This is a genomic window from Streptomyces sp. LHD-70 (assembly GCF_031157275.1).
Taxonomy (GTDB): domain Bacteria; phylum Actinomycetota; class Actinomycetes; order Streptomycetales; family Streptomycetaceae; genus Streptomyces.
In genome coordinates this window covers 122,379-148,813 of the sequence record NZ_JAVIFW010000002.1, presented here as the reverse complement: position 1 = coordinate 148,813, position 26,435 = coordinate 122,379, and the positions used below count along the sequence as shown (strand labels likewise).

Annotated in this window: 22 protein-coding genes; 18 read left to right on the top strand and 4 right to left on the bottom strand. The window is 71.7% G+C overall.

All coding sequences use genetic code 11. The annotated features are described in order from the left end of the window. Positions 1 to 45 precede the first annotated feature (45 nt). Both RCO28_RS05595 and RCO28_RS05590 read left to right on the top strand, forming a co-directional pair. Positions 46 to 204 (top strand): hypothetical protein, encoded by a 159-nt coding sequence (locus RCO28_RS05595; protein WP_308939828.1) that lies wholly within the window; start codon positions 46 to 48, stop codon positions 202 to 204. A gap of 71 nt (positions 205 to 275) precedes the next feature. After that, on the top strand, positions 276 to 491 hold the full coding sequence (locus tag RCO28_RS05590; RefSeq protein ID WP_308940289.1) for a DUF4190 domain-containing protein: 216 nt from the start codon (positions 276 to 278) through the stop codon (positions 489 to 491). A gap of 20 nt (positions 492 to 511) precedes the next feature. On the opposite strand, the gene RCO28_RS05585 is transcribed toward RCO28_RS05590, so the two are convergent. Beyond that, positions 512 to 1,399 carry an alpha/beta fold hydrolase gene (locus RCO28_RS05585; RefSeq protein ID WP_308939827.1) on the bottom strand — a complete coding sequence of 296 codons (888 nt, stop codon included), beginning with the start codon at positions 1,397 to 1,399 and terminating at the stop codon, positions 512 to 514. A gap of 112 nt (positions 1,400 to 1,511) precedes the next feature. Between RCO28_RS05585 and RCO28_RS05580 the strand changes: the two genes are divergently transcribed. After that, a complete protein-coding gene (locus RCO28_RS05580) occupies positions 1,512 to 2,696 on the top strand; it encodes a cysteine desulfurase family protein (protein ID WP_308939826.1) in 1,185 nt (394 codons plus the stop codon). Here RCO28_RS05580 and RCO28_RS05575 read toward each other — a convergent pair. Next, entirely contained in the window at positions 2,689 to 3,393 is a 705-nt protein-coding gene (locus tag RCO28_RS05575) for an N-acetylmuramoyl-L-alanine amidase (protein WP_308939825.1), read from the bottom strand. The genes RCO28_RS05580 and RCO28_RS05575 overlap by 8 nt on opposite strands. 76 nt (positions 3,394 to 3,469) lie before the next feature. Between RCO28_RS05575 and mnmA the strand changes: the two genes are divergently transcribed. Beyond that, on the top strand, positions 3,470 to 4,600 hold the full coding sequence (gene mnmA, locus RCO28_RS05570) for a tRNA 2-thiouridine(34) synthase MnmA (protein ID WP_308939824.1): 1,131 nt from the start codon (positions 3,470 to 3,472) through the stop codon (positions 4,598 to 4,600). A 12-nt stretch (positions 4,601 to 4,612) separates the two neighbouring features. Here the strand turns inward: mnmA and RCO28_RS05565 are convergent, their stop codons facing one another. Then, on the bottom strand, positions 4,613 to 4,957 hold the full coding sequence (locus RCO28_RS05565; RefSeq protein WP_308939823.1) for a DUF427 domain-containing protein: 345 nt from the start codon (positions 4,955 to 4,957) through the stop codon (positions 4,613 to 4,615). Between the two features lie 137 nt (positions 4,958 to 5,094). Between RCO28_RS05565 and RCO28_RS05560 the strand changes: the two genes are divergently transcribed. The 14 genes from RCO28_RS05560 (at position 5,095) to RCO28_RS05495 (ending at position 24,902) form a co-directional block, all read left to right on the top strand. Beyond that, entirely contained in the window at positions 5,095 to 5,640 is a 546-nt protein-coding gene (locus RCO28_RS05560) for a TIGR00730 family Rossman fold protein (RefSeq protein WP_308939822.1), read from the top strand. Positions 5,641 to 5,665: 25 nt separating this feature from the next. Continuing rightward, positions 5,666 to 6,355 carry an SDR family oxidoreductase gene (locus RCO28_RS05555; protein WP_308939821.1) on the top strand — a complete coding sequence of 230 codons (690 nt, stop codon included), beginning with the start codon at positions 5,666 to 5,668 and terminating at the stop codon, positions 6,353 to 6,355. Continuing rightward, entirely contained in the window at positions 6,352 to 7,347 is a 996-nt protein-coding gene (locus tag RCO28_RS05550) for a methionine synthase (protein WP_308939820.1), read from the top strand. Before RCO28_RS05555 ends, RCO28_RS05550 begins: the two co-directional genes overlap by 4 nt. 22 nt (positions 7,348 to 7,369) lie before the next feature. Continuing rightward, complete coding sequence (ligA, locus tag RCO28_RS05545; protein WP_308939819.1) at positions 7,370 to 9,571, top strand: NAD-dependent DNA ligase LigA; 2,202 nt, start codon at positions 7,370 to 7,372, stop codon at positions 9,569 to 9,571. Positions 9,572 to 9,822: 251 nt separating this feature from the next. Beyond that, positions 9,823 to 11,943 carry a bifunctional diguanylate cyclase/phosphodiesterase gene (locus RCO28_RS05540; RefSeq protein ID WP_308939818.1) on the top strand — a complete coding sequence of 707 codons (2,121 nt, stop codon included), beginning with the start codon at positions 9,823 to 9,825 and terminating at the stop codon, positions 11,941 to 11,943. A gap of 174 nt (positions 11,944 to 12,117) precedes the next feature. Continuing rightward, positions 12,118 to 12,414, top strand: a complete 297-nt coding sequence (gene gatC / locus RCO28_RS05535) for an Asp-tRNA(Asn)/Glu-tRNA(Gln) amidotransferase subunit GatC (protein WP_282511819.1) — start codon at positions 12,118 to 12,120, stop codon at positions 12,412 to 12,414. Between the two features lie 6 nt (positions 12,415 to 12,420). Further along, positions 12,421 to 13,914 (top strand): Asp-tRNA(Asn)/Glu-tRNA(Gln) amidotransferase subunit GatA, encoded by a 1,494-nt coding sequence (gatA, locus tag RCO28_RS05530; RefSeq protein WP_308939817.1) that lies wholly within the window; start codon positions 12,421 to 12,423, stop codon positions 13,912 to 13,914. A 5-nt stretch (positions 13,915 to 13,919) separates the two neighbouring features. Then, positions 13,920 to 14,153 carry a hypothetical protein gene (locus RCO28_RS05525; protein WP_282511984.1) on the top strand — a complete coding sequence of 78 codons (234 nt, stop codon included), beginning with the start codon at positions 13,920 to 13,922 and terminating at the stop codon, positions 14,151 to 14,153. Between the two features lie 16 nt (positions 14,154 to 14,169). Further along, on the top strand, positions 14,170 to 15,681 hold the full coding sequence (gatB, locus tag RCO28_RS05520; protein ID WP_308939816.1) for an Asp-tRNA(Asn)/Glu-tRNA(Gln) amidotransferase subunit GatB: 1,512 nt from the start codon (positions 14,170 to 14,172) through the stop codon (positions 15,679 to 15,681). Positions 15,682 to 15,864: 183 nt separating this feature from the next. Beyond that, a complete protein-coding gene (locus RCO28_RS05515) occupies positions 15,865 to 17,964 on the top strand; it encodes a phosphocholine-specific phospholipase C (RefSeq protein ID WP_308939815.1) in 2,100 nt (699 codons plus the stop codon). A gap of 251 nt (positions 17,965 to 18,215) precedes the next feature. After that, the gene (locus RCO28_RS05510) at positions 18,216 to 20,591 is read left to right on the top strand and encodes an MMPL family transporter (protein WP_308939814.1); all 2,376 of its coding nucleotides are present in this window, start codon (positions 18,216 to 18,218) and stop codon (positions 20,589 to 20,591) included. Between the two features lie 62 nt (positions 20,592 to 20,653). Continuing rightward, the gene (locus RCO28_RS05505; RefSeq protein ID WP_308939813.1) at positions 20,654 to 21,301 is read left to right on the top strand and encodes a hypothetical protein; all 648 of its coding nucleotides are present in this window, start codon (positions 20,654 to 20,656) and stop codon (positions 21,299 to 21,301) included. Positions 21,302 to 21,489: 188 nt separating this feature from the next. Then, complete coding sequence (locus RCO28_RS05500; protein WP_308939812.1) at positions 21,490 to 21,687, top strand: hypothetical protein; 198 nt, start codon at positions 21,490 to 21,492, stop codon at positions 21,685 to 21,687. Between the two features lie 104 nt (positions 21,688 to 21,791). Further along, positions 21,792 to 24,902 (top strand): AAA family ATPase, encoded by a 3,111-nt coding sequence (locus RCO28_RS05495; protein WP_308939811.1) that lies wholly within the window; start codon positions 21,792 to 21,794, stop codon positions 24,900 to 24,902. Positions 24,903 to 25,097: 195 nt separating this feature from the next. Here the strand turns inward: RCO28_RS05495 and RCO28_RS05490 are convergent, their stop codons facing one another. Further along, entirely contained in the window at positions 25,098 to 26,279 is a 1,182-nt protein-coding gene (locus tag RCO28_RS05490) for a PQQ-dependent sugar dehydrogenase (protein WP_308939810.1), read from the bottom strand. Between the last annotated feature and the right edge of the window lie 156 nt (positions 26,280 to 26,435).

Here is a 26,435-nt window from a genome sequence, read left to right as displayed (position 1 = left end):
CGGCAGTCAGTGAACAGTCGTACGCTGAAATCTGAGAGGCGTAACGTGATCGCACTTGTCGCCGCGCTGCTGCTGCTGGGCGTTCTGCTCGGCTCCGTGGCCCAACTCCCCCTCTCCGTATCCCTCGTGGCCGCCGCCGTCATCGCCGGCTGGCTGGCCGTCTTCGCGGTGCGTGAGCAGCTCGCGCGCCACCGATCGGAGTGAGTCCCGTGCCTTCCTCCCTGCTCGCCGACCGCGCCCGCCTGCCCGACGGGGCGACCCGCCGCCCCGACTCCATGGCCGTCGCGTCCTTCGTCCTCGGCCTCCTCGGGCTGCTCGTCCTGAACGTCGTCCTCGGGCCGATCGCCATCGTCCTCGCCTGCCTCGCGCTGCGCGCCGGTACCGCTCGCCGTGGCCGCGCCTACCTCGGCCTCGGTCTGGGCGTCGCCGACCTGCTCGTCCTGGCCGCCCTGACCAGCGCCAACTCGGCGGTGGTCTGGAACTTCGGCTGAGCTGAGCCCGCGCCGAGGGCTCAGCCGAGGAAGCGGGCGAGCTGCGCCGCCAGCTCCGCGGGGGCGTCCTCCTGTACGAGATGTCCGGCGCCCTCGAACACGCGCAGCTCGGCGCCCGGGATCGCCTCGGCCAGTTCGTGTGCCTTGGCCACCGGGATCCAGGTGTCCTCGGCGCCCCAGCACACCAGGACCGGAAGCTTCAGCTCCCCGTATCTGTCCTGGATCTCATCGGTGAAGCGCTGGTCGTTCAGGGTGATCTGCCGGTAGAACGCCGCCTGCCCCTCCGGGGTGCACCACGGCGCGACTAGGCGTGAGTGGACCTCGGGGTGCAGCCCGAGATGACTTCCCGAGCCCAGGTACTCCCGTACCAGGGCTGCGTGCAGCGGCGCCGGGAGCTGGGCGAACACCTCGGCGTTCGCCCCGAGCAGCCGGTAGGTCGGCGAGCCCCACGGGGCGAGCGCCACCGGGTCGAGCAGGGCCAGTCGTTCGTAGCGCGCCCCGTGCAGCAGGTGGGCGCGCAGCGCGATGCAGCCGCCGAAGTCGTGCGCGACGACGGCGGGCTGGTCCAGGCCCCAGTGGTCGAGCAGTTCCGTGAAGACGCGGGCCTGTTGGTCGAGGGAGACGTCCTGGCCATCCCGCATCTCCGAGGCGCCGTACCCCGGCAGGTCCCAGACGTGGACCCGGTGGTGCGGGGCGAGCGCGCGGGCGACGGATCGCCAGACGTACGACGAGAACGGGGTGCCGTGGACGAAGACGAGGGGAGGCGCCTCGGATGCGCCGAGCGCGGCCCAGCGGACCTCGCCGGAAGAGCTGTGGAAGGTGCGGTCGAGTACCCAGTCGTGGTCGAGAGCCCGGTTGGCTTGGTCGATGGCCCGGTTGGCGTGGTCGAGAAACCGCTTGGCTGTCATGACCGTAAGGCTATTTGGTACTGACACTCGGCGCCAGGGTTGCGCGGGACCCCGTCGTGCCCCCCTACGCCCGCCGTGCCCCCTCCCCGCGGCTCGTAGAATCGATCGCACCATGGCCTATCTCGACCACGCCGCGACCACTCCGATGCTTCCGGAGGCCGTCGAGGCGATGACCACGCAGCTCACCGTCGTCGGCAACGCCTCCTCCCTGCACGCCGCCGGGCGGCGGGCCAGGCGCACCGTCGAGGAGGCCCGCGAGACCCTCGCCGACGCACTCGGCGCCCGCCCCAGCGAAGTCGTCCTCACCTCCGGCGGCACCGAGGCCGACAACCTCGCCGTGAAGGGCCTGTTCTGGGCGCGCCGGGCCGCCGACCCCGCGCGCATCCGCGTCCTCGCCAGCCCCGTCGAACACCACGCCGTGCTCGACGCGGTGCACTGGCTCGGCGAGCACGAGGGCGCGACGATCGAGTACCTGCCCGTCGACGCGTACGGCCGGGTGCACCCCGAGGCGCTGCGCGCGGCCATCGAGCGCAACCCCGACGACGTCGCCCTCGCCACGGTCATGTGGGCCAACAATGAGATCGGCACGGTCATGCCGGTGCGTGAACTCGCCGACGTGGCAGCCGAGTTCGACGTTCCGCTGCATGCCGACGCCGTCCAGGCCTTCGGTCAGCTCCCCGTCGACTTCGGTGCCTCCGGGCTCGCCGCGATGACGGTCAGCGGCCACAAGGTCGGCGGTCCGTACGGCATCGGGGCGCTGCTGCTCGGCCGGGAGTACAGCCCCGTGCCCGTGCTGCACGGCGGCGGGCAGGAGCGGCATGTGCGCTCCGGGACCCTCGACGTCCCGGCCGTCGCCGCGTTCGCCGTGGCCGGGCGGATCGCCGCCGGGCGCCGCGACTGGTTCGCGCAGGAGATCGGCGGCCTGCGGGACGAGCTGATCACCGCCGTCCGCGCCGCCGCACCCGACGCGATCCTGGGCGGCGACCCGGCGCCGGCCGGCCCGGACGCCCTCGGCCGGCTGCCCGCCAACGCGCACTTCACCTTCCCCGGCTGCGAGGGCGACTCGCTGCTGCTCCTCCTCGACGCCCAGGGCATCGAGTGCTCCACCGGCTCCGCGTGCACGGCGGGCGTGGCCCAGCCGAGCCACGTCCTGCTCGCCACCGGCACCGACCCGGACCTGGCCCGCGGCACCCTGCGCTTCTCCCTCGGGCACACGACGACCCGCGCCGACATCGAGGCCGTGGCGAAGGCGATCGGCCCGGCGGTGGAACGGGCGCGGTCGGCGGGGCTCAGCTAGCCGCTGACTCGGCGCGCTCCTTCGCGGCGGCCCGCACAAGGCGCATGTACTTGTCCCAGTCCCAGTGCCGCCCCGGGTCGGTGTGCGTGGCGCCCGGGACCTCGTTGTGGCCGATGATGTGCTCGCGGTCCACCGGTATCCCGTACCGCGCGCAGATGTCCGCCGCCAGGCGGGCCGACGAGCGGTACATCACGTCCGTCAGGGTCTCCGGCTTGTCGACGAAGCCCTCGTGCTCGATGCCGACGCTGCGTTCGTTGTACGCGCGGTTGCCCGCGTGGAACGCGACGTCCAGCTCGCGGGCCATCTGCGCGATGTGGCCGTCCTTCGCGCGGATCACATAGTGCGTCGCCGCGGCGTGCAGCGGATCGCGGAAGACCCGCACCGCCGTCGCGTAACTGCCCTCCGTGACATGGATGACAATGCGGTCCACCGTGAAGTCCGCGGGCCGGTCCGCGTACCGCAGGTTCGCCTCCGAGGCCGCGATCCACTGCGCGCCCCTGTGGTCCACGTCCCCGTCGTTGCGCTGCTTGTCGATGCCGGGCACCCGCCACCACAGGCGGCCCAGCTCCTCGTGGAACATCGCCGCGCCCGCGCCCACGACGACCGCGCCGCCGATCAGCAGCCCGCGTCTGCTCACGCCTCGCCCCGACCGCTCCCGCTGCTCGTCCTTCTCGCCGCCGGACTGCTCCTCGGCCACTGAACCTCCCCGTGCTCCCCGTGATCGTAGAAACGCGCGAGGGGTCCTCGAAGGTTCCGTCTACCCTGGAGGAGTTATGACTGAGATCCCCGCCGCCCCGCAGCGCCGCCTCCGTGTCCTCGCCGCCATGTCCGGCGGGGTCGACTCAGCCGTCGCCGCCGCCCGCGCCGCGGAGGCCGGGCACGACGTCACCGGAGTGCACCTGGCACTCTCGGCCAACCCGCAGTCCTTCCGCACCGGAGCCCGCGGCTGCTGCACGATCGAGGACTCCCGCGACGCCCGCCGCGCGGCCGACGTCATCGGCATCCCCTTCTACGTGTGGGATCTCGCCGACCGCTTCCGCGAGGACGTGGTCGAGGACTTCGTCGCCGAGTACGAGGCGGGTCGCACGCCCAACCCGTGCCTGCGCTGCAACGAGAAGATCAAGTTCGCCGCGCTCCTCGACAAGGCCCTCGCCCTCGGCTTCGACGCCGTCGCCACCGGGCACTACGCCCAGGTCGTCACGGACGCCGACGGCAACCGCGAACTGCACCGCGCGTCCGACATGGCGAAGGACCAGTCGTACGTCCTCGGTGTCCTGGACGACCGGCAGCTCGCGCACGCGATGTTCCCGCTCGGCGACACCGTCACCACCAAGGACGAGATCCGCGCGGAGGCCGAGCGCCGTGGCCTCGCCGTCGCCAAGAAGCCCGACTCGCACGACATCTGCTTCATCGCCGACGGCGACACCCAGGGCTTCCTCGCGAACCGCCTCGGCAAGGCTGAGGGCGACATCGTCGACGAGACCGGCACGAAACTCGGCACCCATGAGGGCGCGTACGGCTACACGATCGGCCAGCGCAAGGGCCTGCGCATCGGCACCCCGGCCCCGGACGGCAAGCCGCGCTACGTCCTGGACATCTCGCCGGTGAACAACACCGTGACGGTCGGCCCGGTCGAGGCGCTCGACGTCACCGCCCTCACCGCGATCAAGCCCCGCTGGTGCGGCACCGCCCCGGCAGGCCCCGGCACGTACACCGCGCAGCTGCGGGCGCACGGCGGCGAGACCCCGGTCCGCGCGGAGCTGGTCGACGGCACGCTGCACGTCACGTTCGACGAGCCGGTCCGTGGCGTCGCCCCGGGCCAGGCCATCGTGCTCTACGACGGCACGCGCGTGGTGGGCTCGGCGACCATCGCGACGACGGGGCGCGCGACGGCCGCCGCGTAGCAGCGCCGGTTCTCAGCCCGTCACTTCCTCCACCTCGTAGAAGCAGAAGTGGTCCTTGATATCGGCCACTTGAGGCTTCGGCTCCGGATACGCCCACACCAGATCGGGCGCCTCCGGAAGCGACCAGTAGGAAGCGGTGCCCTTGAACGGGCAGTACGTGTGCGTCTCCGAGGGCGCCAGCAGCTCCGTGCGGACGTCCTGCGGCGGCAGGTAGTAGCGCGCCGGGTAGCCGGTCTCGCGCAGCACCAGGGGGCGGGCGCTGTCGGCGATCACCTGCCCGTCGCGCACCACGCGCACGTGCTGCGTGCCCTGTTCGACGGTGATCTTGTGTCCCTCGGTCGGGTGTCCCTCGGCCACGGCGGCCCTCCCAGGAGTGCGGTCGGCGTCACTCCGTACAGCACCCGCGCGGTGCCGGATCTTCCCGCACGCGCGCGTGGAGTTGGCCGGCCGCGGGGCGGGGACGGAGTGTCGGTGGCGGGTCGTACGGTGACTGCATGAACATCTGCGTCTTCCTCTCCGCGGCCGAGCTCGACGAGCGCTACACCCGCCCCGCCCGCGAGTTCGCCGAGCTGCTCGGCAAGGCCGGCCACACGCTGGTGTGGGGCGGCTCCGACGTCGGCCTGATGAAGGTCGTCGCGGACGGCGTGCAGGAGGCGGGCGGCCGCCTCTTCGGCGTCTCCGTGGAGTTCCTGCAGGCCAAGGCGCGGCCCGTCACGGAGCCCGACCAGATGCTGGTCACGGCCGACCTCGCGGAGCGGAAGGCGGCGCTCCTGGAGAACGCCGACGCGGTGGTGATCATGGTCGGCGGCACGGGCACGCTCGACGAGGCCACCGAGATCCTGGAGCTGAAGAAGCACGGCAGGACCACGAAGCCGGTGGTGCTCCTGAACACGGCGGGCTTCTACGACGGCCTGAAGACCCAGTTCCGTCGCATGGACGACGAGGGCTTCCTGCCCGTTCCCCTCACCGACCTGGTCTTCTTCGCGGAGGAGCCGGTCGGTGCCCTGGCGTATCTCGAGGAGTCCATGGGCACGCGCTGATCCGCCTGTTGCGAGAATGGCCCGCATGGCTACCCATGTGATCACCGGAGCGGGCTCCGGCATCGGCGCCGCCGTCGCGCGCCGACTGCACGAGCGCGGCGACGACCTCGTCCTCCTCGCGCGCGACGCCGGCCGCGCCAAGGAACTGGCCGAGCGGTACGAAGGCGCCCGCACCCTCGTCGGCGACCTCGCCGAGCCGGACCGCCTCTCCTGGGCGTTCTCGCACCAGGCGCTGCCCGACCGGGTCGACTCGCTGCTGCACATCGCGGGCGTCGTCGACCTCGGCCAGGTCGGCGACCTCACCCCCAAGGTCTGGCGCCACCAGTTGGAGGTGAACCTGATCGCGCCGGCCGAGCTGACCCGGCACTTCCTGCCCCAACTCCGCGTCGCCCAGGGCCAGGTGCTCTTCGTGAACTCGGGCGCGGGCCTGAACGCCCACGCCGACTGGTCGGCGTACGCCGCGTCCAAGCACGGCCTGAAGGCGCTCGCCGACTCCCTGCGGGCCGAGGAGAAGCCCAACGGCCTGCGCGTCACCACGGTCTACCCGGGGCGCACGGCCAGCCCCATGCAGGCCAAGGTGCACCAGCAGGAGGGCAAGGCGTACGACGCGGACCGCTGGATCGACCCGGAGTCCGTGGCCACGACGATCCTGATGGCCCTCGACCTGCCGCGGGACGCGGAGGTCAACGACCTGACGGTGCGGCCCGGCCGATGAGCGAGCACGTCTTCGGCCCCGCCACCGGCATCGGCTCCCTGCCCGGGGGCGACGCCCGCGAGGCCGCGAAAACCGTCACCGGCACCTTCGAGGAGTTCCCGTACCTCGCGGAGCTGCCCGCGCGCGGACCGGGCGCCGACATGATCGGCCGCACGGCCGGCCTCCTCGTCGAGGTCTACGCGCGCGTGGAGCCCAGCGGCTGGCGCATCGGCGACCGCCCCGGCATGGACACCCGCCGCGCCCGGTCCTGGCTCGGTGAGGACCTCGACGCCCTGGAGGAGTTCGCGCACGGGTACGAGGGCCCGCTGAAGGTGCAGGCCGTGGGGCCGTGGACGCTCGCCGCGGCCCTGGAGCTGAAGAACGGCGAGGCCGCGCTCTCCGACGCCGGGGCCTGCCGCGACCTCGCGGGCTCGCTCGCCGAGGGCCTGGTCCGGCACCTCGACGACGTGCGCCGCCGCGTGCCCGGGGCCACGCCGGTCCTGCAGCTCGACGAGCCGTCCCTCACCGCCGTACTGCGCGGACAGATCAAGTCCGCCAGCGGCTACCGCACGCACCGCGCGGCGGACCGGCAGGTCGTCGAGGCCACGCTGCGGTCGGTCATGGAGGCGGCGGGCGTCCCCGTCGTCGTCCACTCCTGCGCCCCGGATGTGCCGTTCGCGCTGCTGCGGCGCGCGGGCGTCGCCGGGGTCTCCTTCGACTTCGGCCTCCTCACCGAACGTGACGAGGACTCCATCGGGGAGGCCGTCGAGGGCGGTACGAAGCTGTTCGCGGGCGTCGTGCCGTCCACCGACGCCGCATTGTCAGACCCTGCCAGTAACGTCAGTGGTGTCAGGACGCTGTGGCGCAGGCTGGGGCTGAATCCGGGGTTGCTCGCGGACTCGGTCGTGGTGACGCCGTCGTGCGGACTCGCGGGGGCCTCTCCCGCGTACGCCCGCAAGGCGCTCGCGCACTGTGTCACGGCGGCGAGATCACTCGCGGACAACCCTGAGTAACCGTTACGGGAGGACGAAGACGGTGGCCGGCGACAAGGACGCACAGACTGCCTCGACCGGGAGCTCCGTGCCCGCTCAGGCGCGCGAGGAGCACGCCCAGCTCGCGGAGCAGATCGAGGAGCACCGCTTCCGGTACTACGTGAAGGACCAGCCGGTCGTCAGCGACGCGGAGTTCGACAAGCTCCTGCGCTCCCTGGAGGCCCTGGAGGACCGCCACCCGGAGCTGCGCACCCCGGACTCCCCGACGCAGAAGGTCGCGGGGGCGTACGAGACGGAGTTCACCGCGGTCGAGCACCGCGAGCGGATGCTGTCCCTGGACAACGCCTTCGACGACGAGGAACTCGCCTCCTGGGCCGACCGCGTGGCGAAGGAGGTCGGCTCGGGGGGCTACCACTTCCTGTGCGAGCTGAAGGTCGACGGCCTCGCGGTGAACCTGACGTACGAGCACGGCAGGCTCACCCGCGCCGCCACGCGCGGGGACGGCCGCACCGGCGAGGACATCACGCCCAACGTCCGCACGATCGCGGACATCCCGGAGCGCCTGAAGGGTGAGCGCATCCCGGAGCTCGTGGAGATCCGCGGCGAGGTCTTCTTCCCGATGGAGAAGTTCGAGGAGCTCAACGCCCGCCTGGTGGAGCACGGCGACAAGCCGTTCGCCAACCCCCGCAACGCGGCGGCGGGTTCACTGCGCCAGAAGGACCCGCGCATCACCGCCACGCGTCCGCTGCACATGGTGGTGCACGGCATCGGCGCCCGCGAGGGCTTCGACATCGACTGCCTGAGCCACGCCTATGAGCTGCTGCGGGACTGGGGCCTGCCCACCGCGCAGTACAACAAGGTGGTCGACGGCATCGACGGCGTCCGCGAGTTCATCGCGTACTACGGCGAGAACCGCCACTCCGTGATGCACGAGATCGACGGTGTCGTCGTCAAGCTCGACGAGATCCCGCTGCAGGGCCGCCTCGGCTCCACCTCGCGCGCGCCCCGCTGGGCGATCGCCTGGAAGTACGCGCCGGAGGAGGTCAACACCAAGCTGGTGGACATCCGCGTCGGCGTCGGCCGCACCGGCCGCGTCACGCCGTACGCGTGCGTGGAGCCGGTGACGGTGGCCGGCTCGGAGGTCGAGTTCGCGACGCTGCACAACCAGGAGGTCGTCAAGGCCAAGGGTGTCTTCATCGGTGACACGGTGGTGCTGCGCAAGGCCGGAGACGTCATCCCGGAGATCCTCGGCCCGGTCGTGGACCTCAGGGACGGCAGCGAGCGGGAGTTCGTGATGCCCGCCGAGTGCCCCGAGTGCGGCACGCCGCTGCGGCCCATGAAGGAGGGGGACATCGACCTGCGCTGCCCCAACTCCCGCTCCTGCCCGGCCCAGTTGCGCGAGCGGCTCTTCTACCTCGCGGGCCGCAAGTGCCTGGACATCGAGAACTTCGGCTATGTCGCGGCCACCGCGCTCACCCAGCCCCTGGAGCCCGCCGAGCCGCCCCTGAAGGACGAGAGCGGCCTCTTCGACCTCACCGTCGAAGAGCTCCTGCCCATCAAGTCGTACGTACTGGACCAGGACTCCGGTCTGCCCAAGCGGGACCCGAAGACCGGCGAGGAGAAGGTCGTCACGTTCTTCGCGAACCAGAAGGGCGAGGCCAAGGCCAACACCCTCGCGATGCTGAAGAACATCCAGGAGGCCAAGGACCGCCCGCTCGCGCGCGTGATCACGGGCCTGTCGATCCGCCACGTCGGCCCGGTCGCCGCGGAGGCCCTGGCCCGCGAGTTCCGTTCCATGGACCGGATCGAGCAGGCGAGCGAGGAGGAGCTGGCCGCCGTCGAGGGCGTCGGGACGACCATCGCGGCCTCCCTCAAGCAGTGGTTCGAGGTGGACTGGCACCGCGAGATCATCGACCGCTGGCGGACCGCGGGAGTCCGCATGGAGGAGGAGGGCGCGGGCGACGAAGGGCCGCGTCCGCTGGAGGGTTTGACGGTCGTCGTGACCGGAACGTTGCAGACATATACGCGAGATGGCGCAAAAGAGGCGCTGCAGCGTCTTGGAGCCAAGGTGACCGGATCCGTCTCCAAGAAGACGTCTTTTGTGGTGGTTGGTGAGAATCCGGGTTCGAAATATGACAAGGCCATGCAGGTCAAAGTCCCGGTTCTGAACGAAGAAGGCTTCGAGGTGCTCCTGGACCAAGGCCCCGACGCCGCTCGGGATGTCGCACTTTCGGCCGAGGAGTAGCGGTTGAAGGCCACTCGTTCAGCGCATACCAGATGCATACGGGTGGTCGGGTCGCATTCGGGCAACCGTTGTCGACCGCTGCCCGTAGAAGCCTTCTGCGGCCTACTGTTGAGGAGTGCGCCTGCCGTGCCCCGCTGCCGAATGGGGTATCTCCGGCTCCACGAGAGCCTGGAGAAGGGTTTTCAGACGCGGTGACTTCTGAACACGAGGGCCGCGTGGCGTGGGCACCGCCGGCTGTGAGAGGGACGGGAATGAAACCGACCGAAAGCGCCGATCCGGTGTCAGGGCTGCGCCGGTTGATGCTGCCCGCGCTGCCGGCCGCGGTCGCGGCCACCGCGGCAGTGGTCCTGGCAGCGGGGTTCGTCCGAGCCTTCACCGATCACCACGCACTCTTCCCCAGCGGCGTCGTCGGCTGGTCGCTCGCCGTGCTCACCGGCGTCATCGTCGGCCATCTCGTGCTCCTCGGCCGCGAGCGCTGGTGGGGTGGCACCGGTTCCGGAGCCGCCCTCACTCTCGCCGTGCTGCTGCTCTACGGCTGGGTGCCCGCGGGCATGGTCAGCCTCAGCGTCGTGGTCCTGGTCGCCGCCGCCCGCAGACGCCGCTGGTGGCAGGCCGTGCTGCACGGCGCGGTGGACATCATCGGCATCGGCGCCGGAGCCCTGGTCCTCGCCGCCTTCGGCCAGGCCCCGACCGTCGAGACCCCTTGGGACCCGAACAGCTGGAACGTCTGGAGCGCACCGGAGATCGTGCTGGTCGCCGCCGCGTATCTCCTGGTGACCCGCCTGCTGCTCTGGTACATGAACGCGCCGCACGGCGCGGGCCTGCCGACCGTCGCCCGTACCGCCGTGGTCCGTCAGGCCCTCGTCGGCGTCGCGCTGCTCGGCATCGCCCCGCTGATCTGCGTGGTCGCCACCGCCCTGCCGATCCTGCTGCCGCTCTTCGCGGTCCCGCTGATCGCGCTCGACTCCACGCTGTGGATCGCCCGGGCCAGGGCCGAGGAGCAGTTGCGCGACCCGCTCACCGGACTGCCCAACCGGCAGTGGCTGTTGGAGCGGACCTGGACCGCGCTCGACGAGGCCGAGCGGGTCGGGGCGCGTTCCGCCCTCGTCCTGATCGACCTCGACCGGTTCCGTTCCGTCAACGACACCCTCGGTCATCTCGCCGGTGACCGGCTGCTGCTGCAGATCGCCGACCGGCTCCGGCACGCCCTGCCGCGCGGTGCGGAGGCCGCGCGGCTCGGCGGCGACGAGTTCGCGGTACTCCTGCCGACCTGCGACTCCACGACCAGCGCGCAGCGGGTCGCCCGCGGCCTCGTCGCCGAGCTCAGCTCCCCGCTCGACCTGGACGGGCTGACCCTCGTCCTGGAGGCGAGCGCCGGCCTCGCGGTCTTCCCCGACCACGCCCTGGACGCGGAGGGCCTGCTGCGCCGGGCCGACGTCGCGATGTACCAGGCGAAGCGGGACCGGACCGGCGTCGAGGTGTACGAGTCGAAGCGGGACTCCAACACCCCCGACCGCCTCGGTCTGTTGGGCGACCTGCGGCGCGCGCTCGACGCGGGCGACGTCGAGCTGCACTACCAGCCGAAGGTCCGCTTCGACGGCCAGGTCGCCGGCCTGGAGGCGCTGGTCCGCTGGGTGCACCCGGAGCGCGGCAAGGTCCCGCCGGACGAGTTCATCGCGATCGCCGAGTCGTCCGGACTGATGCCGCACCTGACGGAGTACGTCCTGGAGACCGCGCTCGCCCAGGTCGCGCGCTGGCACAAGCAGGGCCTGAAGGTGCCGGTCGCGGTGAACGTCTCGCCGCGGGACGTCCACACGCCCGGCTTCGCGGGCGCCGTCGCGGCCCGCCTGGCCCGGCACGGCGTCCCGGCGGGCGCGCTCCAGCTGGAGATAACGGAACACGTCCTGCTCGAGGACCCGCAGCGCGCCGCGGACACCCTGGCCGGGCTCACCGGGCACGGCGTGAAGATGTCCCTCGACGACTTCGGCACCGGGTACTCCTCGCTCGTGCACCTGCGGCGGCTGCCCGTCAGCGAGTTGAAGATCGACCGCTCGTTCGTGGCCCGCCTCGCCGTGGACAACGAGGACGCGGAGATCGTCCGCTGCACCGTCGACCTCGCCCATTCCCTCGGCCTCCTCGTCGTCGCGGAGGGCGTCGAGGACGACGAGACCTGGGAGCGGCTGCGGGACCTCGGCTGTGACGCGGTGCAGGGCTGGCTGGTCGCGGCCGCGATGCCCGCCGACGAGACCACGTCCTGGCTCCGCGCCCGCGGCTCGCGCGGCTGGCGCCGCCCCGCGGAGCTGTCGGCGGAGACGGACCAGGACGACACCCAGGAGGAAGCGGATCGGCCCTCCGGGCATGTGGTGAAGTAACGGTCCTGCGCAGACACCCGTTCGCGTTCTTACGAGACACACCTCCGCGCCCCCGCCGAGGCACCCCTCCGCGCCCCGGCCACGGCGCCCCTCCGGCCAACCGTTTAACGGGCACAGGGCCGGGCCCCATAGGATTGGGCCAGACACATCACGCTCATCCCAGTGAGGATCCGCATGCCTGGCATCACGCGCGAGGAGGTCGCCCACCTCGCTCGGCTGGCGCGTCTGGAGCTGAAGGACGAAGAGCTCGACCACTTCGCCGGCCAGCTCGACGACATTCTCGGCGCAGTAGCACGCGTCTCCGAGGTCGCCGACCAAGACGTACCGCCGACCTCTCACCCGCTGCCGCTGACCAATGTCATGCGCGCGGACGAGGTCCGTCCGTCGCTCACCCCCGAGCAGGCGCTCTCCGGCGCCCCGGCCCAGGAGCAGCAGCGTTTCAAGGTGCCGCAGATCCTGGGGGAGGACTAACCCATCATGACGGACATCATCAAGCTCACGGCCGCCGAGATCGCCGCGAAGATCGCCTCCGGTGAGCTCACCGCCGTCGAGGTCACCGAGGCGCACCTGGCCCGGATCGAAGCCGTCGACGAGAAGGTGCACGCCTTCCTGCACATCGACCGCGAGGGCGCGCTCGCGCAGGCCCGCGCCGTCGACGCCAAGCGCGAGGCGGGCGAGAAGCTCGGCCCCCTTGCCGGCGTCCCGCTCGCGCTGAAGGACATCTTCACCACTGAGGGCGTCCCGACGACGGTCGGCTCGAAGATCCTCGAAGGCTGGCTCCCGCCGTACGACGCGACGCTGGTCAAGAAGCTCAAGGCCGCCGACGTCGTCGTCCTCGGCAAGACCAACATGGACGAGTTCGCGATGGGGTCGTCGACGGAGAACAGCGCCTACGGCCCGACCGGCAACCCCTGGGACCTCACCCGGATCCCGGGCGGTTCCGGCGGTGGTTCGAGCGCCGCGCTCGCGTCGTACGAGGCCCCGCTCGCCATCGGCACGGACACCGGCGGCTCCATCCGCCAGCCCGCGGCCGTCACCGGCACCGTCGGCGTCAAGCCGACCTACGGCGGCGTCTCCCGCTACGGCATGGTGGCCTTCTCCAGCTCCCTCGACCAGGGCGGCCCCTGCGCCCGTACGGTCCTCGACGCGGCCCTCCTGCACGAGGCCATCGCCGGGCACGACCCGATGGACTCCACCTCCATCGACGCCCCGGTCCCGCCGGTCGTCGAGGCCGCGAAGAACGGCTCCGTCGCCGGGATGCGCGTCGGCGTCGTCAAGCAGTTCCGCGGCGAGGGCTACCAGGCCGGTGTCGTGCAGCGCTTCGACGAGTCGGTCGCGCTGCTGAAGGAGCTCGGCGCCGAGATCGTCGAGCTGGACTGCCCGTCCTTCGACCTGGCGCTCGCGGCGTACTACCTGATCGCGCCGTCCGAGTGCTCCTCGAACCTGGCCCGCTTCGACGCCATGCGCTACGGCCTGCGCGTCGGGGACGACGGCACGAAGTCCGCCGAGGACGTCACCGCGCTCACCCGTGAGGCCGGCTTCGGTGACGAGGTCAAGCGCCGCATCATCCTCGGCACGTATGCCCTGTCGAGCGGCTACTACGACGCGTACTACGGCTCCGCGCAGAAGGTCCGCACGCTCATCACGCAGGACTTCGCGAAGTCCTTCGAGCAGGTTGACGTCATCGTCTCGCCGACCACGCCGACCACCGCCTTCCCGATCGGCGAGCGCGCCGACGACCCGATGGCGATGTACCTCGCGGATGTGTGCACACTGCCGACGAACCTGGCGGGCAACGCCGCCATGTCGCTGCCCTGCGGCCTCGCGCCGGAGGACGGCCTGCCCGTCGGGCTGCAGATCATCGCCCCCGCCATGAAGGACGACCGGCTTTACAAGGTCGGCGCCGCCGTAGAGGCCGCCTTCGTGGAAAAGTGGGGTCACCCGCTGCTTGAGGAGGCTCCGTCGCTGTGACTGCCATGGCAAAGAAGGCCAAGAACTTCAAGAAGTCCAAGACCGGTGTCTATGTATCGCTGGCCAGCACCGCCTTCGGCGCGCTGAGCGTCGCCAAGCAGGCGAAGATGGCCCGCCAGGACAACGACCTGCTGCGTCTCGCCGACGCCGCGGTCTCCGCCGCCGCCATCGTCACCGGCCTGGCGATCCTCTATCGCGAGCTGAAGCGGCTCGGCGACGACGACGTCCTGCTGGGCTGAGAGGGAAAGTTTCACCGTGACTGTCACGACTGACCTGGTGTCGTACGAGGACGCGCTCGCGTCGTACGACCCCGTCATGGGCCTGGAGGTCCATGTCGAGCTCGGCACCAGGACGAAGATGTTCTGCGGCTGCTCGACCGCGCTCGGCGCGGACGCCAACTCGCAGACCTGTCCGACCTGCCTCGGCCTGCCCGGCTCGCTGCCCGTCGTCAACGCGACCGGCGTCGAGTCCGCCATCAAGATCGGCCTCGCGCTGAACTGCTCGATCGCCGAGTGGTGCCGCTTCGCCCGGAAGAACTACTTCTATCCGGACATGCCGAAGAACTTCCAGACCTCGCAGTACGACGAGCCGATCGCCTTCAACGGCTATCTGGACGTCCAGCTGGAGGACGGCGAGGTCTTCCGCGTGGAGATCGAGCGCGCCCACATGGAGGAGGACACCGGCAAGTCGACGCACGTCGGCGGCGCCACCGGCCGTATCCACGGCGCGTCCCACTCCCTGCTCGACTACAACCGCGCGGGCATCCCGCTCATCGAGATCGTCACCAAGCCCATCGAGGGCGCGGGCGAGCGGGCCCCCGAGGTCGCCAAGGCGTACGTCGCGGAGCTGCGCGAGGTCATCAGGTCCCTGGACGTCTCCGAGGCGCGCATGGACAAGGGCCAGATGCGCTGCGACGTGAACCTGTCGCTGCGGCCCCACGGGCGCGAGGAGTTCGGCACGCGCTCCGAGACGAAGAACGTCAACTCGCTGCGCTCCGTGGAGCGGGCGGCGCGCTTCGAGATCCAGCGGCACGCGGCGGTGCTCTCCTCCGGCGGCACGATCGTGCAGGAGACCCGACACTTCCACGAGGACGACGGCTCGACCACCTCGGGCCGCATCAAGGACAACGCCGAGGACTACCGGTACTTCCCGGAGCCCGACCTCGTCCCCGTCGCCCCGGCCCGTGAGTGGGTCGAGGAGCTGCGGGCGACGCTGCCGGAGATGCCGCGCGTGCGCCGCAACCGGCTGCGCGAGGAGTGGGGTGTCACCGAGCACGACATGCAGTCGATGCTCAACGCCGGTGCGGTCGACCCGATCGTCGCCACGATCGACGCGGGCGCCCCGGCCGACCAGGCCCGCAAGTGGTGGATGGGCGAGCTGGCCCGTAACGCCAACGAGCAGGGCAAGGCGCTCGACGAGCTGTCGATCACCCCGGCGCAGGTCGCCCGGGTCGCCGAACTCGTCGCGGCCGGTGACCTCAACGACAAGCTGGCCCGCCAGGTCATCGAGGGCGTGCTCGCGGGCGAGGGCGACCCGGACACCGTCGTCGAGAAGCGCGGCCTGAAGGTCGTCTCCGACGAGGGCGCGCTCACCGCCGCCGTCGAGGAGGCCATCGCCGGCAACCAGGCCATCGCGGACAAGATCCGCGGCGGCAAGGTGGCCGCGGCCGGCGCCCTGGTCGGCGCGGTCATGAAGGCCACCCGCGGCCAGGCCGATGCGGCCCGCGTCAAGGAGCTGATCCTGGAGAAGCTGGGCGTCGAGGGCTGACCCCGATTTCGTACGCGCCAAGGGCGGGACCGGAACTTCCGGTCCCGCCCTTGGCGTGGGCGGCGGGTTTGGACAACGGGGCCCGGTGCTTGGACCGTTCACCCCTGAGTTGGCCGTACGTCTTCCCTGATCCATCCGTGCTGCATACCTTCCCGAGCGTTACACCGAACTCGGGAGGATCAGTTGACCACGGACACTTCAGGCGCAGGGCTTTCGCGGCGGCGGCTGCTCGCGCTCGGCGGCGGCGCGCTGGGCGTCGCCACGGCGGGCTCGCTGCTTCCGCCCTCGCTGCAGGCCGCATTGGCCGCCGAGCCGCCCGCCGGTGGCCTGAAGGCCGTCAAGCACGTGGTGATCCTGATGCAGGAGAACCGTTCCTTCGACCACTACTTCGGCACCCTGCGCGGCGTACGCGGCTTCGGTGACCGCAACGCGGTCCAACTGCCCGGCGGGAAGCCGGTGTTCGAGCAGCCCGCGCCGCTCGGCCGGACCGTGCTGCCCTTCCCGGTGCGCGCGGCAGCCGAGGCTCAGCAGAAGGACCTGCAGTACATCGGCGACCTCGACCACTCCTGGTCCGGAGGCGCGAAGGCCTGGAACAAGGGCTGGATGGACAACTGGATCTCCGCCAAGTCGGCGGCCACGATGGCGTACTACACGCGCGAGGACATCCCGCTGCACTACGAGCTCGCGGACACCTTCACCCTCTGCGACGCCTACCACTCCTCGATCCACACCTCCACCAGCCCCAACCGCAACCACCTGTGGAGCGGGAAGACCGGCGACGAGGCGAACGGCGACCGGGCCGTCGGCAACGACGCCTACGCGGAGGGCACGCACCCCGGCTACGACTGGGGCACGTACGCCGAGCGCCTGGAGAAGGCGGGGCGCAGCTGGCGCACGTACACCGAGTGGGAGAACTTCACCGACAACCAGATCGAGTTCTTCACCACCTTCAAGGCCATCGCCCGCAAGGTCCTCGCCAAGACCGAGCACACCTACATGGAGTCCTTCTACGCGAAGGTCCGCGAGGCCGCCGACGAGGCCGAGCGGGAGAAGCTGCTCGCGGTCCTCGAGGAGGGCGTGAAGTCCCTTGACGCGAAGGAGCGTTCGCTGTTCGAGCGCGCCCTGCGCCGGGTTCCGACGGGCACGCTCGCCGACGAGTTCCGCCGCGACATCGCGGCGGGCGAGCTCCCCGAGGTGTCCTACCTGGTGCCGTCCGCGCAAGACTCCGAGCACCCCGGCTCGTCCTCGCCGATCCACAGCGCGACCCTCGTCTACAAGGTCCTCGACGCCCTCGCCTCGCACCCCGAGGTGTGGCGGCACACCGCCGTGTTCATCAACTACGACGAGAACGACGGGTTCTTCGACCATGTGCCGCCGCCCGTGCCGTCCGCCGACGTCACCGAGGAGCACTGGCAGGGGAAGCCCACGGGGCTCGGGATACGGGTGCCGATGCTGGTGGTGTCGCCGTGGACGGTCGGCGGCCATGTCTCCTCCGAGGTCTTCGACCACACCTCCGTGATCCGCTTCCTGGAGCGGTGGACGGGCATCGAGGAGCCCAACATCGGTGCCTGGCGGCGCACGGTCACCGGCGATCTGACCGGCGCCTTCGACTTCACGCGCGGCCGACCGCAGCCGGAGGTCGAGCAGCCGGGGCCCGTACCGCCCTTCTCCGGCCGCTGGCGCCCGCAGCCGCCCGCCGACCAGCGGATGCCCGAGCAGGAGCCGGGCCGCCGCCCCGCCCGCGCACTGCCGTACCAGCCGGACGCGCACGGCCGGGTGAGCGGCGACGGCAAGCAGGTCGAGCTGCGCCTGACGAACACCGGCCGCTCCAGCGCGCACTTCGCGCTCTATCCGTACGCCGGTGAGTTCGAGGTGCCGCAGCACGTCGATGTAAGGGGCGCCGCACCATTGCGCGTGCCCCTTACCGAGGGTGCGTACGACTTCACCGTGACCGGGCCCAACGGGTTCCGCAGAGAGTTCGCCGGGAGCGCCGACGGAACCGCCGCGGTGAGCACGGAGATCGACGCACGCGCGCGTGCCGTCCGCCTCACCCTGCGCAACACCGGCAGCGCCGACCTGACCTTCACGATCCGCCCGCTCGCGTACGCCGACGTGCCGCCGCGCACCGTCCGCGTGCGGCCGGGCAAGAGGCGCAGCGTCGCGTACGAGACGGCCGAGGCGCACGGCTGGTACGACCTGGCGATCGTGGCCGCGGGTGACGAACCGTTCCGGCGGCGGCTGATGGGGCACATCGAGAACGGCCGGGACAGCGTGTCCGGCTGACCTCGACGGCTGCTCCCCGCGGATGGTTCCGGGCCCTCTTCCCCTGGGCCCGATTCCTTCGGCCCATGGGCCCGGGACCTCCGTACCGCAGCCGTGGCCGCCCCTGTGAGAATGACCACGAAAGGGGCAAAGGATCTCCGCTTGCTGTCAGAGTGCTCGATGTAAAGCCCGATGTCGGATATGTATCGGGTAAGTGTTCTTTGCGGGTCATGTTCCCGATGAAGATCCACAAACATCCAGGGAGCAGCTCAGTGGCAGCACTTGCTCGGTGGTGCGTCAGGCGCCGTCTCGTAGCCGTTCTGCTCTGGCTTCTCGCTCTCATCGGTGTCGGCGCCGCCGCGACCCTCGCCGGAACTGCGTACTCCAACAACTACGACGTCCCCGGCACCGAATCGGGCCGCGCGACCGAGCTCCTGGAGTCCGGCTTCCCCGAGCTGGCGGGCGACAGCAACACCGTCGTCTGGCACAGCGACACCGGCACCGTGAACGCGGCCGGCGTCCAGCAGACGATGACCCGGACCCTCGACGAGATCGCACGGCTGCCCGGCGTCGCCTCCGTCGTCAGCCCGTACCACGCCGACGGCGCCGGACAGATCAGCCGCGACGGGCACACCGCGTACGCCACCGTCACCTTCGACGGGCCCGTCCACGACATCAAACCCGCACAGGCGGAGGCCGTCGTCGACACCGCGCGTGCGGCGGATTCCGGTGACCTGACAGTGGCGCTCGGCGGCAGCGCCGTCGGCCTCACCGAGGCGCCCGGCGGACACCTCGCGGAGGCCGTGGGCGTGGCCGTCGCCGCGGTCGTCCTGCTCATCGCGTTCGGATCACTCGCCGCGAGCCTGCTGCCGATAGCGACCGCCCTGGTCAGCGTCGGCACCGCGTACGCGGGCACCGTGCTGCTCGGCCACGTCATGACGGTCGCCGACTTCGCGCCCATGCTGGGCCTGCTCATCGGCCTCGGCGTCGGCATCGACTACGCCCTGTTCATCGTGACCAGGCACCGCCGCGGCCTGAAACGCGGCCTGTCCGTCGCCGAGGCCGCGCAGAACGCCGTCGCCACCACCGGGCGCGCCGTCGCCTTCGCTGGCGCCACTGTGTGCATCGCCCTGCTCGGCATGCTCATCCTGCGCCTCAGCTTCCTCAACGGCGTCGCGATCGCCGCGTCCCTCACCGTCGTCCTGACCGTGGCCGCGTCCGTGACGCTGCTGCCCGCGCTGCTCTCGTTCATCGGCACGCGCGCGTTGTCCCGCCGTGAGCGCCGCGCCCTCGCCGAGCACGGGCCGCAGCCCGAACTGCCGACCGGGCTCGCCGCCCGCTGGTCCGCGTTCGTGGAGAAGCACCCGAAGCTGCTCGGCGCCCTCGCGCTCATCGTGATCGCCGTCCTCGCCCTGCCCACGTTCTCGCTCCGCCTCGGCACCTCCGACCAGGGCAACAATCCGGTGTCCTCGACCACCCGGCAGGCGTACGACCTGCTCGCGGGGGGCGACGGTGCCGGTTCCGGGGGCTCCGGGTCCGGTGCTTCCGGTTCTGCGGCTTCCGGTTCCGGGGGTTCCGGTTCTGGGGGTTCCGGTTTCGGGCCCGGTGTGAACGGCCCGCTCACGCTGGTCGCGGAGATACACGACGCCGAGGACAAGGTCGCCCTCGACCAGCTCCCGACCACGCTGCGCGACACCGAGGGCGTCGCGACGGTCACCCCGGTGACGTACGACGAACACGGCCAGATCGGCTTCCTCACCGTCGTGCCGGACTCCGCCCCGCAGTCCGAGGCCACCAGCGATCTCGTCGACCGGCTCCGCGGCGAGGTGCTGCCCGAGGCCCGCGCCGAGTCCGGCTCCGCGCTCGACGTCCACGTGGGCGGGGTCACCGCGGGCTACGACGACTTCGCCGATGTCATCGTCGGCAAACTGCCGCTCTTCGTGGGCGTGGTGATCGGGCTCGGCTGTCTGCTGCTCCTGCTCGCGTTCCGGTCCGTCGGCATCCCGCTGAAGGCCGCCGCGATGAACGTGGCCGCCGTCGCCGCAGCCTTCGGTGTCGTCGTCGCGATCTTCCAGTGGGGCTGGGGCAGCGAACTCCTCGGCCTCGGCCGGGCCGGGCCGATCGAGCCCTTCCTCCCGGTGATCATGGTCTCCGTGCTCTTCGGGCTCTCCATGGACTACCAGGTGTTCCTGGTCAGCCGGATGTACGAGGAGTGGCTGGAGACCGGTGACAACCGCCGCGCGGTGCGGGTCGGGCTCGCCGAGACCAGCCGGGTGATCAACTCCGCCGCCGTGATCATGATTTCGGTCTTTCTGGCCTTCGTGCTCAGCGGCGACCGGGTCATCGCGATGTTCGGCATCGCCCTCGCGGCGGCCGTCGCGCTCGACGCGTTCGTGCTGCGCACCCTGCTCGTACCGGCCCTCATGCACATGCTCGGCGGCGCCAACTGGTGGCTGCCGCGCCGAGTCGACCGGTGGCTCCCGCGCATCAGCATCGAGCCGCCGGAGTGCGGTGCGGTGGCGGCCATACCGGCTCAGCGGCCGGAGGTGGAAGCGGGCGTGGATGCGGGCGTGGATGCGGGCGTGGACACGGGCCAGGGCGATGACGAAGACCGCGACCAGGACCTGCTGTCCGGTGAGCGCCGCTGACCGGGGCACGTCCCCCCTGCGCGTTAAGAAAGCTCTCAGACGCGACACCTAGCGTGCGCAAGATGAGCACAGAGACGAAGACAGCACAGGGCGGCACGAAGGCCGCCGCCGAGTCCGAGACGGCCGAGAACCCCGAGACCGCCGAGACCGCCGTCGAGCCCGGCGAGGAGAAGCAGGCTGCGCCTGAGAAGGCAGCGGCGGATTCCGGTACTGAGGCCGATACCGAGGCCGACGCGGTGTCCGACGGTGACGCCGACGACTTCGAGGACGCCGAGGACTCCGACAGCGAGACCGAGGCCGTATCTCAGGACAAGTCCTACGGCGTCGGACAGGGCGCCGCGGCCGTCATCGCCGCCGGGCTCGGTGTCGTGTCCCTGACCGGCAGCTGGGTCGGCACCGTGGCCGCCGCCCGCTCCAACCTCGTCGGCCAGCTGGAGACCGCCCAGACCGCCGGTGTCGCCCAGCAGATCCAGGCGCTCTACGGCAACCAGTGGCACCTCACCGCGCTGATCGGCGGCGCGTTCGCGCTGCTCGCGGTGGTCGTCGGCGTCGTGGTGCTCGCCCGTCCCTCGTTCGGCACGCCCGGCCGGGTCCAGGCGCCGTGGATCAAGTCGGTGGCCTGGGCCGGAGTCGGCCTCGGCGCGATCGGCCTGCTGCTCGCCGTCGCCAAGTACACGGATCTGATCCTCGGACTTCCCTCCGCGTCCTGAGCCATGGGACGCCCTTCGGACCAGGGCCTCGGACCGGCGTAAGTCCCCTCCTTACGCGGTCTGAGGCCCTTGGCATGTCGTAGATGCGGCGAACTCCCGATGTGGTCGGCCCACCTGGGCGGCGAAGGTGAAGTCACCGCACCGGGCCGTTCCGGCAGGTGCCGTGGAGCCGACCTTCGGAGGACGCCGTGTACGACTACGAGATGCAGCGGATGCGCAGCGACGAGCTGATCGCCGAGGCCGAGGCGCACCGCCTGGTGGCCGAGGTGCGCGCGGCCGTGCGCGAGGGCAGGTCCCGGCGTTCGGGCCGCCGTTCCGGATCCCGTGATCCGGAGGGGCGGGTGAACGAGCCGCCCCGCAGGTTCCGGTTCACGCGCGCCGCGTGACGGGGGAGGCGAGCGCGGTCGCCCTGCCGGTCCCGGCTCGGGCCCAACTCGTAGGCGGAATGCGGGAGTCAGCGGTCGAGGGGGCGTTGTCAGACCCCTGTGCCATGCTCGCAGACGTGGAGATCAGGTCCTTGAGCCCCGTGTTCGTGGGGCGCACCGGTGAGTTCGCCGTGCTGCGTGCCGCGCTTGCGCGTGCCGCCGCGGGCGAGCCGCAGTCGCTGCTGCTCGCGGGCGAGGCCGGGGTCGGGAAGACCCGGCTCGTCGAGGAGTTCGGCGCCGAGGCGCGGCGTGCGGGCGCCGTCGTCGCGGTCGGCGGCTGTGTGGAGATCGGCGCGGACGGACTGCCGTTCGCCCCGTTCTCGACGGCGCTGCGCGCACTGCGCGGCCTGCTGCCGGACGAGGTCGCGGCGGCTGCCGCGGGCCGCGAGGAGGAGCTGGCCCGGCTCCTGCCCGAGCTGGGCGAGCCGGGCAGCGCCCCGCCGCGCGGCAGCCGGCACGACGAAGAGGCGATGGCCCGCCTCTTCGAGCTGACGGTGCGGCTCCTGGAGCGGATCGCCGCGGAGCGCACGGTCGTCCTGGTCGTGGAGGACCTGCACTGGGCCGACGCCTCCACCCGCCACCTCCTGGCGTACCTGTTCCGTGCGCTCCGCGGCGGCCGACTCGTCGTGATCGCCACGTACCGCGCGGACGACGTCCACCGCCGCCACCCGCTGCGCCCGCTCCTGGCCGAGCTGGACCGGCTGCGTACCGTCGAGCGGATCGAACTGCCCCGCTTCACCCGCGCCGAGGTCCGCCGCCAAGTCACCGGAATGCTCGCCTCCGAGCCGGACGAGGCGCTGGTCGACATGGTCTTCGAGCGGTCCGACGGCAACGCGTTCTTCGTCGAGGAGCTGGTCTGCGCGCGGGACGAGGACGGCCCCGGCACGCTCCCCGACTCCCTGCGGGACCTGCTGCTCGTCCGTGTGGAGGCACTGCCCGAGCAGGCCCAGCGGGTCACGCGGATCGTCGCGGAGGGCGGCTCCACGGTCGAGTACGAACTCCTGGCCGAGGTCGCCCGGCTCGCCGAGGACGACCTCCTCGAAGCGCTCCGCGCCGCCGTCGGCGAGAACCTGCTGCTCGCCTCGGCCGACGGCGCCGGTTACCGCTTCCGGCACTCCCTGGTCCGCGAGGCCGTCAGCGACGACCTCTTGCCCGGCGAGCGCTCCCGACTCAACCGCCGGTACGCCGAGGCGCTCGAGGCCGACCCCGGACTGGTCCGCGCCGGGGAGCGCGCCACCCGCCTGGCCAGCTACTGGTACGCGGCCCATGACGCGGCCAAGGCCCTGCCCGCCGTGCTGCACGCCTCGGTCGAGGCCCGCCGCCGGCATGCCTACGCCGAGCAACTCCGGCTCCTGGAGAGGGCGATGGAGCTCTGGGAGGACGTGCCCGACGAGGTCCACGCCCGCCTGCGCCCCTCCGAGTTCACGGAAGGCTTCCGCCCACCACTGTCCCCGCGCGGTGGCCACGGCGCCGCCGCGGAGGCGGAATCCGACGGTGCGAGCGGGCCGTTGCGCTTCCTGGACCTCCTGGCGGAGGCGGTCGTGGCCGGGCGGCTGTGCGGCGAGCGCGAGACCGCGCTGAAGATCACCAAGCGCGCCCTGCGGCTGCTCGGCGACGACGGCGACGACGGCGACGCACTGCGCAGCGCCTGGTTCTGGACCCAGCGCTCCCGCCTCGTCTCCACGCTCGGCCGCGGCGACGGCCGGGAGGAACTCGCCCACGCCGAGGACCTGATGCGCGGACTGCCACCCTCCGTCGTGCATGCCGACGTCCTCACCCACCTCGCCTCCTGGCACTCGCTGCACGAACCGGGCCCGGAGGCCATCGCGGCGGCCGAGCGGGCCGTGCAGTACGCGCGCATGGTGGCCGCCGAGGACATCGAGCTGAACGCCCGGCTCACCCGCGCGGGACTCCTCGTCGAGGCGGGCTCGGTGGAACCGGGCCTGGCGGAGATGTACGAGGTCAGGCAGCAGGCCGTCGAACGCGGAATGATCGCCGACCTGGCCCGGGTGCACATCAACCTGCCGTCCGCCCTGGAGGGCGTCGGCCGCTCCGCCGACGCCGTGCGCACCGCGACCGAGGGCATCGCCTTCTGCCGCGAGTTCGGCCTCCTCGACACCGAAGGCTGGGTCTGGGCCAACCTCGCCGAGTCGCAGATCTCCCTGGGCAGGTGGGAGGAGGCCCTGACGGCCGTCGAGCAGGTGCGCCGCAGCGCCCTCAGTGCCAAACCGCGCGGCTCGGCCGCCGAACGCGTCGCCCGCCTCGCCCTGTACCGCGGCGACCTCGCCACCGCAGGCCGTCAACTCGCCGCCGCCCACGAGCAGTACGGCACGTACGACCCCCAGCCGCAGTACGAACTCCCGCTGCTCACCATCGAGTTGGGCATCGCCGCCCGCGAGGGACGCATCCTCGACCTCCGCGCCGGACTCCGCGAGCTCGCGGCCGCGGGTCTCCCGCCCGGCACGCAGCGGTACGGCTGGCCGCTCGTGCTCACCGCCACCACCGCCGAGGCCGACGCCCGCGGCCTGCCCGCCGCGGAGTCCGGCCGGGCCGAGGCCCTGGAGACGCTGCGTACGGTCCGCAAGACCCTGGCGACGCCGGTGCCGGTGTGGAGCGCGCACGACCAGTGGGTCAGGGCCGAGCTGGCCCGTGCCGAGAACGCGGACACCCCCGAGCACTGGGCGGAGGTCCTGGCCGCCTTCGAGGCCCTGGACCGGCCCTTCGACCTCGCACAGGTGCGGCACCGCGCGGCCGAGGCCCTGCTCGCCGCCCGCCCCGACGACACCGCCCGTACGCACGCGGCCGAACTCCTGCGCCAGGCCCGCGCCACCGCCGAGGACCTGGCCGCCCGCCCTCTCGCCGAGGACATCGCCCTGCTCGCCCAGCGCGCCCGGATACCGCTCACCGAGCCGGACCCGGGAGGGCGGCAGAGAGCCACGGGTGGCGCGGGGCCCGCCGATCCGGCCGGTGACCTGGGCCTGACGAGCCGCGAGCGGGATGTGCTGCGCCTGGTCGCGCTCGGCCGCAGCAACCGGCTGATCGCTGAGGAGCTGTTCATCTCGCCGAAGACGGCCAGCGTCCATGTCTCCAACATCCTGGCCAAGTTGGGCGTCTCGGCACGCGGCGAGGCGGCTGCGCTGGCGCATCGGTTGCGGTTGTTTCCGCCGGGGGCCTGATCTTTCCCCTGCCCGCCCCTTCCCGAGTCCTCGGCGGACGGCCCTCGGGGGCTCCGCCCCCGGCCCCAGGTCCGTCGTTCGGCTGCGGCCCCGTCGTGGCTGGTCGCGCCCCGCGGCGTAGCCGCAGATGTCACAGCCCCGCGCCCCTGAAAATCCAGCCCCTCCGGCGATTGAGGAGGCCCGTCCGGCGAGGACCTACCTCACCTGCAGCCGCAGCACCCGGTCGTCGCCCTCCTCCGGCTCGCCGCGCGTGTCCGTCTCGCTCGTGACCAGCCACAGCTTGGCGCCGCTCTCCGCGACGACGGTGCGCAGCCGCCCGTACTTCCCGGTCAGGAACGCCTGCGGATCCGCCGAGGCCTTCGTGCCGTCCAGGGGGATGCGCCAGAGCCGCTCGCCGCGCAGGCCCGCCATCCAGATCGAGCCCTCGGCCCAGGCGATGCCGCTGGGGGAGGCCTCGTCGGTCCTCCACTGGGCGACCGGATTCACATACTCCGAATCCCCCTCGCCCTTGCCCTCGACCTCGGGCCAGCCGTAGTTCCCGTCGGGCTTGATCAGGTTCAGCTCGTCCCAGGTGTTCTGCCCGAACTCGGCCGCCCACAGCCGCTGTTTCTCGTCCCAGGCGAGGCCCTGCACATTGCGATGGCCGTACGAGTACACGAGCGAGTCGGCCTCGGGGTTGCCCGGCGCGGGCCGGCCGTCCGGTGTCATCCGAAGGATCTTGCCGCCAAGGGAGTCCTTGTCCTGCGCGAGGCCGGTGTCCCCGGTCTCGCCGGTGCCCGCGTACAGCATCTTGTCCGGGCCGAACGCGATCCGGCCGCCGTTGTGGATCGTGCCCTTCGGGATGCCCCGCAGCACCGTGTCGGGGGCGCCGAGCTGCTCGCCCGCGGGCTTCTTCTCGTCGTACAGCATGCGGGCGATGCGGTTGTCGGACGCGGTGGTGAAGTAGGCGTACACCATGCGGTCCGAGGCGTAGTCGGGCGAGATCGCCAGGCCCATCAGGCCGCCCTCGCCGCCGGGCGCGACACCCGGTACGGAGCCGAGCTCGGTCTTCTCGCCGCTCTTGCCGTCGATGCGCGTGATCGTGCCCTCGTCCCGCGAGGACACGATCAGGTCGCCGCCCGGCAGCGCCGCCAGGCCCCACGGCGACTTCAGGTTCTCGGTGAGCGTGCCCACCACCTTCGCCTCACCCTTGTCGGGCGGTACGGAGTCGGCGGTGGCGCGGTCCGAGGGCGAGGCCTTGCCGCCGGGGCTCGCCTCGCTGCTCCGCCCACCCGCCGGGCCGTCGCCGGTGCCGTCCCCATCTCCGGAACACCCGGTCAGGAGCAGGGCGGAGAGGGCCAACGCGGCCGCCACAGCTGGTCGTTGCACGACAGGCATCCCTTCGACGCGGACAGCGTGTTCATCCTCACCTGTTCCTACACCGCAGCAGCCGCGGAAGTTCCCCGCAACAGGAATCACGTACGGCGACCGCCCCGGCTCATTCCGCGACGACCGGCGCTGGGCGGCAGGGAAACCGGCAGAGAAGCGGCAGGG